The following is a 10,115-nucleotide window of genomic DNA, read 5'->3' as shown; positions in this document are numbered from 1 at the left end:
TTTGAGGAGCTTGGTTTATATCCAATAGAAAAAGTGAATACGGGATGGCTTGCTTTATCAGCGTTTAGGAAATAAGTTGATAAAATGTGAAGGGTACAGGAGCCGTATACGAGGTCCGTACGTACGGTTCTGTGAGAGGGATGAGGTATAAGCCTCACCCTACTCGATGTGCATTGATTCTAATAGCTTTACCTTGAGCAAAAAATAAAAAACGCGTAAGTTAACCGGGTTACCTATTTTAATAACAAGAAAATAAATGAAAGCCACAGAAATAGAACAATTAGAATTATCAAATTCTGAAACCCGAGAAGTTATTACACCCTACGCTTTTAAAATTGACAGCGCTTTACTGGGCTTGCCTTTAGCTACGCCAATTCGGCGTGCACTAGCTATTATTATTGATGTAGCACTGATATTTTTAGCAGCCAAACTTAGCGCGGCTTTAATAGCATTTGTTGCTGCAATGGCTTTTTATAAAGGTACGGCACAGCAATACCTTCCAAAAATGTCGAATGTGTGGCGAAGAATCTTAAAAATAACGGCAGCAAGTATTTTATTTGTAAGCGCACTTACTATGCTTTCAATTGGCATTGATTACCTAGAAGACGAAAACGCTGATCAAGGTTTAGCTGTTCAGGGCGTAAAAATACAAGATGAAATTCAGCTTACCGCCACAGAAAAACAACGGGTAAATACTTATTTAGCGCAAACAGCTGATGACAGCTGTGAGCAACCTTGCCAACAAAAAGCGCTTGATAATTTAATTGGGCAAGTTCCCAAATTAGCAGAAATGGACGACCTACAAAGCCCACAACTTGCTACCGTACTTTTACAACTATTGGTGCTCAGTGAAAATAACGAAATAAAGCCTGCACAGTTAATAGAAGAAAAACCTGCACAAACAAACACAAATAGTATTTTGCAGTGGAGCAAAGGCATTATTCAAGACTTAGGCTTAGGTTTTGGCTGGGCTGCTGTTTACTTTACGTTGTTCTCGTTACTTTGGCGCGGCCAAACACCGGGTAAAAAGGTATGTAATATTCGTGTGGTTGCCTTAAGCGGTGAGCCATTAGGTTTATTAGATTGTTTTGGTCGCTACGGCGGCTACGGTGCAGGCTTTGCCACAGGCTTGTTAGGGTTTTTACAGATATACTGGGACCCAAACAGGCAAGCAATTCAAGATAAAATATCAGCGACGGTGGTTATTAAAGGTAACTTGAATCAAGTTGTAAATGTGGAAACGGTAGAAGAGACTGTAAAAAGTTAAGTTTGCTCTTATTAATTACAAGGATGGTTATGAAAGCTTTATTAATGGCGTTTAGTTATCTGTATTTTATTACAGCTTCGTATGCGTCAGAAAATATTGTGTTAGCAAAAAAACATCAGCTTAAGTCTATTATTTTAGGTGAGCAGCGCAGTTATAGTGTTTATTTACCGCCAAGCTACAAGCAAAACCTCGAACGAGTATATCCTGTTATTTACCTGCTTGATGGCGACCCAACCCATTTAAAAGCCTTAGCTGGGCTTGTTGAAGCACTCAGTACTGAGCGGCTAGAAAAACAAATTCAACAAGCAATTATTGTCGCTGTTCCAAACAGTAAAAATGCGATAAGAGAGCGCGACTTTACCCCTACCAATGTCGATTGGACTTTTAACGGCAAGCTACTAGAAAAATTTGAAAACATTGGCAATGCCGCAAACTACAACGCTTTTTTTGAAAAAGAACTTATTCCCTTCATTAATAAAAATTACCGTACATCAAATAAGCGGGTATTAATTGGGGAATCTTTCGGTGGCTTGTTCGCAAGCTATGTTTTACTTACCAATCACTCTTTATTTACTGATTACTTAATTATTGATGCAACCTACCTTTGGGATAATAATTATCTCAATCGTTATTTTGACGAGCAACAGCTTATAAATAAGCAGCTTAAAGGCAATGTATATTTTACTTTTGCTAATAATGCAGCTTTTGGTGAAATTGGAGAGGCTAATTATAAATGGGGCTTAGAGCTTGCTAAAAAACTAAAAGCGCACCCGAGTAACAGTTTATATATAAATCAACGTTACTTTGAAGAAGAAACTCATGGCACGGTGGCAGCGCTTAGTTGGTACTATGGGCTTAGGGATCTTCTATACGAAGTAGAGTTAGCCTTGGTACGTAATTAAAAAAAGCAAAGGGAGTTCATTAATGTTTAAGAAATTAGATAAATATATGGATGATTTGAAATCTCCTTACTGGGAGATTTATATCTATCTAATAGCCATTACCTTTTTGATGGCAGGGACTATAACAATATTTTTTGGTGATCAGGGATCAGGGATCAGGGATCAGGGATTAGGGCAAAAATTTGCAAATTTTGGTAGCTTTCTAGGTGGGATTATAGCTCTAATTGCGCTTCTCTATACTAGGCATGAATACTTGAGGCTAAGAGGTTTAAATGAAAGGATAGGTATGATTACAAATACTTTACCTAGACTTAAGGGTTTTTTGAGTGGTAATTTTGTAATGATTGCTTCAAATTATCATACGGTAACATGTGGTTTTAAATGTAACAAAACCGGTATTGACTCTGATTACCTTGAAGAGTTTGAGCGAGAAGATATAGATATAGAAAACCAAATGCTTATAGAAGAGTTGGGTAGTATTTGGAGAGAATATAAGGTTCAACATATAAAAATATTGGAAGCAGGGGCTGATTTAACCTCTAGTTATCTAGATATTCATGAGCAAATAAAAGTATTAATTGAATCATTAGATGATGTACTTTTCTTTATTGCAAAGAGCTTAAAGCATTATAACTATAGTAGTCGTGAATCAAAGTTACTCGAAATTAGGCTAACCAAAAATTTATATTTCCAAAAATATATCCAGAATAAATTTAATACATTGGGTGAGCTTAATATTGATGAATATGAGCAATCGAAATCTGAACTTCAAGGGCTATTAGATAAAGCTATAGCTACACTAAAGTTATAAGCTTTTGTATATTCATGAAGGTGAAATACTAGCGTCAGGTATATTTCGTTTTAAAAACTGATAGCTACCTACTGAAAGCTATCAGTCCTTACTCCCTCAACCTAACCCCAAATCCAACAACTCCCATCAACAACACAAATCCCCACACAAACACATTGCCGTATTGGCTGTACACGCTGTCGCCTTTTATAAGCTTAATGTTGGCTTTCAATATGGTAGCTTCAAATTGAGGCATGGTTTGTTGTGTGTGGCTTATGGGGTCGTATACGGCGCTTACACCATTGTTGGTAACTCGCACTAGAGGGCGTTGTAGCTCGAGAGCGCGCATGCGGGCTATTTGCATATGTTGCAAAGGCCCAATAGAGTCGCCAAACCAGGCATCGTTACTTACCGTAAAGAGTAGGTCGGAGTCGCTTTTGTAATTACCGCGTACTAAGTCGGCAAAAACAATTTCGTAGCAAATAGCAGGGAGTAAGTTATAGCCATTGGCGCGTAAGTTGTTTTGCACTTTGTCGCCTCGGGTAAACGATGACATAGGCAAATCGAATAATGGGGCGATAGGGCGCAAAAAGTCTTGAAACGGCACAAATTCGCCAATGGGTAATAGCTGGTGTTTTTGATAGCGGTTTTTATCAAGGTAATGATAATGCCCGTGCTCGTCGCCGCGTTCTTTATTACCGACCACAATAAGCGTGTTGAATATATTTTTGGTATCACGCTGGTAATCAACAATACCGGTTACAAGGGCAGTGTTATTAAACGAAGCTGCACTGTCTAAATTGGCTAGGTAGGAATCAGCAAGCATTTCTATTTCAGGCACTGCGGCTTCTGGCCATACGATTAAGTCGGCATCCCAATGTGGGCGTGTCATGTCTTGGTATTTGCTCATTGTGGTCCAAAACTCACTTGGCTCAAAGCGCAGGTGTTGCTGTATGTTGCCTTGTACGAGCAATACTGACATGTTTTTATCTGTGTAATGAATACTGCCTGTGGTACTTGCGCCTGTAAAAATAAGTGCAACAGCTGTCGCAGTAACAGCCGGGGTTTTAAAATCTTTTTGGGTTAAGCGATAAAGTGCAAAACCAATTGCGATACACACGAGGGTTAGGCCAAACTCGCCAATATAAGATGCAAGCAGCCTGAGTGGTCCGTCGGTTTGTGTATAGCCAAAACTTAGCCACGGGAAACCGGTAAGTACGGTGCCACGTAAATATTCACTAATTGCAAAGCAGGCAATTAGTAATGCGCCAAAGCTTTTAGGGCCACTGGCAAAGCGTGTAGTTGCCCAAAAGGCAAGGGCGGGGAATAATGCTAAGTATGAGCACAAAAAAGCCATTAACGAGAGCGACGCTATAAGCGGCATACCGCCAAAGGTGGCAATAGAAACATGTACCCAGCTTATGCCCGCACCAAACCAGCCTAGCCCAAATATAAAGCCATATTTAGCGGCGGTTTTTGCGTGTGCTTTACCGGTATTATTAGGATTAACGCAAAAAATTATGGTACCAAGGCTAATAAATACAATGGACCAAATTTCAAAGGGGGCGTAGCCAAAAGTTAAAACAAGGCCCGCAATAAGTGCGAGCCATACTTTTTTATCTTTTGCTAACAGGGTGAGTTTAGTTAGCTGAGTCTTCACTGTCGTTTTCATCAACCTTAGGTACGGTGACTTGCAGTTGTAAGATACGACGATTGTCAGAGTTGGTTACCTTAAATTGATAACCTTCTATGTCTATTGTTTCACCGCGACTTGGCATATGGCCAAATGCATGTAATACAGTGCCGCCAATGGTGTCGGCTTCGTCGGTGCTGTAACCTGTTTTAAAGTACTCGTTAAAGTCATCTACAGGGGTAAGCGCTTGTACTACGTATACGTGCTTAGCAAGCTGTCGAATATCTTGTTGATCTTCTTCTTCGTCATGCTCATCTTCGATTTCGCCAACGATTATTTCAAGAATGTCTTCGATTGTCACAAGGCCCGATACACCGCCGTATTCGTCAATAACAATAGCCATGTGGTAGCGTTGCTGACGAAATTCGTTTAGCAATGTATCAACACGTTTGCTTTCAGGTACTACCATTGCTGGGCGTAAGTAATCGCGTATTGATGGTAAATGCTCGTCTTTATTTAAGATCAGTGGCAGTAAATCTTTTGCGAGTAATATCCCTTCTACATGATCTTTATCTTCAATCACCACAGGAAAGCGTGAGTGAGTTGAGTCAACCATCATTGGAATTAGCTCTTCAAGCGGGCTGTCTATCTCAAGAGTGATCATTTGTGAGCGCGGGACCATTATGTCTCGCACTTTAAGCTCAGACACGCCAAGCACACCTTCTATCATCTCTTTTGTTTCAGGATCGATTACGTCTCGTTCTTGCGCATCGGCAATAACTTCGACCAGCTCTTCTCTATTCTGGGGTTCCCCTTGCAACATTTGGGCTATTCTGCCCAACCACGTTTTGCCAGAAGAACCCTGGCTAGATTGCGAGTTACCGTCGCTCATTGCGTCTAATTGCTCCGTTAATTTAAATATCGTCCCGGTATGGGTCTGCTATGTTTAGCTCTGCAAGTATTTGCTTTTCGATGCTTTCCATCTCAAAAGCGTCTTCACTCTTTATATGGTCAAATCCAAGCAAATGCAAGCATCCGTGAATAACCATGTGAGCAAAGTGGTCATGAAATGACTTCTCTTGCTCAATTGCTTCAGCTAATACAATGGCTGGGCAAATAATTAAATCACCAACCAAGGGAATATCTATTCCTGGTGGTGCTTCAAATTCGAACGACAGTACGTTGGTCGGTTTATTTTTACCGCGATAGTCGTTATTAAGCTGTTGCGATTGCGCTTCGTCGCTAATAACGATACTGAGTTCTGACTCATCACGGTATTGGCTAAGGGCTTTGTCGGCCCATAGTGCAAATTGTTCTTCGCTTGGGAGGTTGTCAAACTCACAGGCTATTTGTAAATCAAGTTCGGTTGTCAAAGTATTACTCTTTAGTAGTAGGCTGTTGAAGAGCAGCGAGTGCGTCTTTTGCATTTTGCTTTTCAATGCGCTTAAGTCGCTCGCTTTCGTCGTTACGCTCGTAGGCTTCAACTATGCGTGCTACAACAGGGTGACGAACTACGTCATGGGCTTTGAAGTAGTTAAAGCTAATTTCTTTTACGCCATCAAGCACTTCAATTGCATGGCGAAGGCCTGAGCGTGTGCCACGAGGTAAATCGACCTGTGTAATATCGCCTGTAATAACCGCTTTTGAGTTAAACCCTATACGGGTTAAAAACATTTTCATTTGCTCGGCGGTGGTATTTTGGCTTTCATCTAAAATAATAAAGGCATCGTTTAGAGTACGTCCGCGCATGTAAGCAAGCGGTGCGACTTCGATGATATTTTTTTCGATAAGCTTTTCTACTTTTTCAAAACCTAGCATTTCAAAAAGAGCATCGTAAAGAGGGCGCAGGTATGGGTCTATTTTTTGACTTAAATCGCCTGGTAAAAAGCCAAGCTTTTCGCCAGCTTCTACAGCAGGGCGTGTTAGTAATATACGACGTATTTCTTGGCGCTCAAGGGCGTCAACGGCAGCAGCAACTGCAAGGTAGGTTTTACCAGTACCAGCAGGGCCTATACCAAAGGTAATGTCGTGGTTTAAAATATTAGCCACATAAACACCTTGGTTGTCGTTACGTGGTTTAATAACACCACGGCGGGTTTTAATAACCATTTCTTTGCCATAAGCGCTGTTGGATGCATCTTGCTCTAAGGCTTTTGATTCGGTAATAGCTAAATGAACGGCGTCGGGTTCTATTTCGCCTAAAACACCACGAACTGGCTGAGTATCAACATAAAGGTTTTTTAAGATTTCTACAGCGCCGGCGCAGTTGTGTAGTTTACCGGTTACTTTAAAAAAGTTGTCACGGTGAATTATTTCAACAGCCAGGTGGCGTTCAATTTGTTTGATGTTTTCGTCAAACGGGCCACATAAAGAAGAAAGGCGTTTGTTATCGGCAGGTTCTAAATAAATCTCTAATGTTTTTAACTGATTACTCAAAATTGCTTCCTATAGTACTGCGCCAGCGTTAACTGGCGCTAATTGTGTGACTAAGGAACGAAAGTAGCTACGCCAATTTCGTTAACAGTGTCTGGTTTTGGCTCTGCAGCTGCAGCTTTAGTTAAAATAGCTGAAGGAGCGACTTCACGTCGTAAGTTCATTTCTGATTCTGTACGAATTAAGTCACCACGTAAAGAGTTAGGTAGTGCTTCGGTAATACGTACATCAACAAACTGTCCGATCACTGTGTGCGGGCCAACAAAGTTTACTACACGGTTGTTTTCGGTACGGCCACGTAATTCCATAGGGTTCTTCTTAGAAGGACCTTCAACAAGTATACGTTGCTCTGTATCGAACATTTGACGACTAATTTGCTGCGCCATTTGTGTAATACGGTTTTGTAGTAAGTATAAGCGTTCTTTTTTCTCTTGCTCTGTTACGTCATCTGGCAAATCTGCCGCTGGCGTACCTGGGCGTGCGCTGTAAATAAAGCTAAAGCTCATATCAAAACCTATGTCGCTAATAAGCTTCATGGTTGCTTCAAAGTCTTCTTTGCTTTCGCCTGGGAAACCAATAATGAAATCTGACGACATGCTTAAGTTAGGACGAATTTTACGTAACTTACGAATTGTCGATTTGTATTCAATTGCCGTATGGCCACGTTTCATTAGGTTTAATATGCGGTCTGAACCACTTTGTACTGGTAAATGTAAGTGATCTACAAGCTCTGGTACATCGGCGTAAACGTCGATTATATCTGGGGTAAATTCTACCGGGTGCGATGTTGTGTAACGAATACGGTCAATACCATCAATAGCTGCTATAAGACGAATTAAATCAGAGAAGTAACAAATTTCGCCATCGTGCGTATCGCCGCGGTATGCATTTACGTTTTGACCTAAAAGATTTACTTCACGTACACCTTGCTCTGCAAGTTGTGCAACTTCAAGTAGTACGTCATCTACTGGGCGACTAACTTCTTCACCGCGGGTATAAGGTACAACACAAAAAGTACAGTACTTAGAACAGCCTTCCATAATTGATACGAAAGCAGATGGGCCATCTGCTTTTGGCTCTGGCAGGCGGTCAAATTTTTCAATCTCTGGGAATGAAATATCAACAACCGATGAGCCTTTGTCGCCTTGCACTTGTTTAATCATTTCTGGTAAACGGTGTAGCGTTTGCGGACCAAAAATAACATCTACAAATGGTGCACGTTGGCGAATAGAGTCACCTTCTTGTGAGGCAACACAACCACCTACACCAATGATTAAATCTGGCTTGTCGTCTTTTAATAACTTCCAGCGACCTAATTGGTGAAATACTTTTTCTTGTGCTTTTTCACGAATTGAACAGGTGTTAAGTAAGATTACGTCGGCATCTGTTGCATCTTCAGTTAGCTGGTAGCCGTTGGTGGCATCTAAAAGTTCAGCCATTTTCTGAGAGTCGTATTCGTTCATCTGACAACCCCAGGTTTTAATATGCAGCTTTTTGCTCATTGAAATATAGCCTCGTGTTCAATTCGATAGTGGCACAAAAATGTGCTTGAAACAGGATTAAGGAGCAAGCATGCTCACTTAAAGGAGGCGTATTTTAGCTGGATACCCGTCTAGATCCAAGTATAGTTTTCATGTTTGTGATCTCAAATCAATACGAGGCGAGTTTAATCAGCAGTTAGAGATATCCTCTGGTATAAAACAAATTAATTTTGATACAATCAAAACAGACTCAAGTAATAATAAAATGATGAAAAACATGACTAAAAATAATGTGATAGTAGTTGGTGGTGGCATGGTTGGCGCGGCTATGGCGATAAAGCTTGCTCAACAGGGCTTTGGCGTACGCATAATCGAAAAACACCTAATAGACCCATCGCACATTCTTAGTAGTGATAAGGTTGATATTAGAGTGTCGGCTATTAATCGTTTTTCAGAAAATTTACTTGATGAATTAGGAGCAATGCCGCTTTTAAGACAAAACCGCATAGCGCCTTATCAGCAATTAGAGGCATTTGAGCGCGGTGGTGATAATTTATTGTTTGACTGCGCCGATATAAACACCACGCATTTAGGCCACTTAATTGAAAATAGTTTAATTCAAGCAAGTTTATGGCAGCAATTTGATCATTATAAAATTGAGGTTATTGAGCAAGCCACACCTATTACTAAAATAGAGCAAACGGATGATTTAATTACGCTTGTGTATGGAGCTCAAACCTATACCGCTGATTTAGTGATTGCAGCCGATGGCGGACAATCGCAGCTGCGTGCTAAAGCTAATATAGGAATTACCGGCTGGCAGTATCAGCAACATTGTATGGGGGTATTAATTAAACTCGATGCGCCGCAACAAATAAAGACATGGCAGCAGTTTACGCCAAGTGGGCCACTCGCATTTTTGCCAATGCAGGCACCATACGCTAATTTAATTTGGTACGATGATGCAAATACACTGCAAGCATTTAAAGGGCTAAACCCAGCTGAGCTAAAAATGCACATACTTAATAAATTTCCTGAACTTGCTGGAGACTTTGAAGTACAAACCCATGCAATATTTCCGCTTACTCGCCAACATGCTAACAATTATTCACAAGGGCGCTTAGTTTTAGTCGGTGACGCTGCACATACAATAAATCCCCTTGCAGGGCAGGGCGTTAATTTAGGTTTTCAGGACGTAGTGGCACTTGCTGAAGTTTTAGACAATGCAGGGGATATAGGGCGCCCGTTAACGCTTAAAGAATATGAGCGAGCTCGCCGTAAGGCTAATTTATTAATGATGAGCATGATGGATGCCTGTTACTTTGGCTTTTCTAACCAAGTTGCGCCACTTAAATGGGCACGTAGCCAGTTTTTAAAAATGGCTAATAATACAGGCCCTATAAAAAACTGGGTTTTAAAATACGCAATTAGCGGTGATTTAGGCTAAATTTAAAGTAGATATTTAAAAGGCTCATTTATGAGTAATGCCGTTCACTTAAGGTGAACGGCTTTTTTATTTCTAGCGTACCGCTGCGGTCTTGGCTTGACTGAGCGAGGAAAACTTCGCTCCCTTCGAGGTTCTAGAATGAGGCTTTCTGCCATCGTATAA

The 10,115-nt window shown here is 40.8% G+C and carries 9 protein-coding genes; 4 read left to right on the top strand and 5 right to left on the bottom strand.

The window, feature by feature from the left end; all coding sequences use genetic code 11:
* The first annotated feature begins 256 nt into the window (after nt 1-256).
* From QL998_RS19370 to QL998_RS19360, 3 genes are read left to right on the top strand one after another with little or no spacing between them, the layout of a single operon-like run.
* Complete coding sequence (locus QL998_RS19370; protein ID WP_290193318.1) at nt 257-1,267, top strand: RDD family protein; 1,011 nt, start codon at nt 257-259, stop codon at nt 1,265-1,267.
* 29 nt (nt 1,268-1,296) lie between these two features.
* Nucleotides 1,297-2,169: an alpha/beta hydrolase-fold protein gene (locus tag QL998_RS19365; protein WP_290193317.1), complete on the top strand. Its 873-nt coding sequence runs from the start codon at nt 1,297-1,299 to the stop codon at nt 2,167-2,169.
* A gap of 22 nt (nt 2,170-2,191) precedes the next feature.
* The gene (locus QL998_RS19360; RefSeq protein WP_290193316.1) at nt 2,192-2,980 is read left to right on the top strand and encodes a hypothetical protein; all 789 of its coding nucleotides are present in this window, start codon (nt 2,192-2,194) and stop codon (nt 2,978-2,980) included.
* An 88-nt stretch (nt 2,981-3,068) separates the two neighbouring features.
* On the opposite strand, the gene lnt is transcribed toward QL998_RS19360, so the two are convergent.
* The 5 genes from lnt to miaB are packed head-to-tail and all read right to left on the bottom strand — an operon-like array spanning nt 3,069 to nt 8,527.
* Nucleotides 3,069-4,619 carry an apolipoprotein N-acyltransferase gene (gene lnt / locus QL998_RS19355; protein WP_290193315.1) on the bottom strand — a complete coding sequence of 517 codons (1,551 nt, stop codon included), beginning with the start codon at nt 4,617-4,619 and terminating at the stop codon, nt 3,069-3,071.
* Complete coding sequence (gene corC / locus QL998_RS19350; RefSeq protein WP_182673865.1) at nt 4,600-5,484, bottom strand: CNNM family magnesium/cobalt transport protein CorC; 885 nt, start codon at nt 5,482-5,484, stop codon at nt 4,600-4,602. The genes lnt and corC overlap by 20 nt, the downstream gene beginning before the upstream one ends.
* A gap of 22 nt (nt 5,485-5,506) precedes the next feature.
* Nucleotides 5,507-5,965: an rRNA maturation RNase YbeY gene (gene ybeY, locus QL998_RS19345; protein WP_149594559.1), complete on the bottom strand. Its 459-nt coding sequence runs from the start codon at nt 5,963-5,965 to the stop codon at nt 5,507-5,509.
* A 4-nt stretch (nt 5,966-5,969) separates the two neighbouring features.
* A complete protein-coding gene (locus QL998_RS19340) occupies nt 5,970-7,028 on the bottom strand; it encodes a PhoH family protein (protein WP_290193314.1) in 1,059 nt (352 codons plus the stop codon).
* 50 nt (nt 7,029-7,078) lie between these two features.
* Nucleotides 7,079-8,527 carry a tRNA (N6-isopentenyl adenosine(37)-C2)-methylthiotransferase MiaB gene (gene miaB / locus QL998_RS19335; protein ID WP_002958544.1) on the bottom strand — a complete coding sequence of 483 codons (1,449 nt, stop codon included), beginning with the start codon at nt 8,525-8,527 and terminating at the stop codon, nt 7,079-7,081.
* A 244-nt stretch (nt 8,528-8,771) separates the two neighbouring features.
* On the opposite strand from miaB, the gene QL998_RS19330 reads away from it, so the two are divergent.
* Nucleotides 8,772-9,953 carry an FAD-dependent monooxygenase gene (locus QL998_RS19330; RefSeq protein ID WP_290193313.1) on the top strand — a complete coding sequence of 394 codons (1,182 nt, stop codon included), beginning with the start codon at nt 8,772-8,774 and terminating at the stop codon, nt 9,951-9,953.
* Nucleotides 9,954-10,115 lie beyond the last annotated feature (162 nt).

It is taken from the genome of Pseudoalteromonas sp. APC 3691 (genome assembly GCF_030408135.1).
GTDB lineage: Bacteria > Pseudomonadota > Gammaproteobacteria > Enterobacterales > Alteromonadaceae > Pseudoalteromonas.
This window is presented reverse-complemented; position numbering and strand designations above follow the sequence as displayed.

Excerpts from the sequence above, each read along its gene's own strand:
- QL998_RS19370 (WP_290193318.1), top strand. The coding sequence starts at position 257 with ATGAAAGCCACAGAAATAGAACAATTAGAATTATCAAATTCTGAAACC.
- QL998_RS19365 (WP_290193317.1), top strand. The coding sequence starts at position 1,297 with ATGAAAGCTTTATTAATGGCGTTTAGTTATCTGTATTTTATTACAGCT.
- QL998_RS19360 (WP_290193316.1), top strand. The coding sequence starts at position 2,192 with ATGTTTAAGAAATTAGATAAATATATGGATGATTTGAAATCTCCTTAC.
- corC (WP_182673865.1), bottom strand. The coding sequence starts at position 5,484 with ATGAGCGACGGTAACTCGCAATCTAGCCAGGGTTCTTCTGGCAAAACG.
- miaB (WP_002958544.1), bottom strand. The coding sequence starts at position 8,527 with ATGAGCAAAAAGCTGCATATTAAAACCTGGGGTTGTCAGATGAACGAA.
- QL998_RS19330 (WP_290193313.1), top strand. The coding sequence starts at position 8,772 with ATGATGAAAAACATGACTAAAAATAATGTGATAGTAGTTGGTGGTGGC.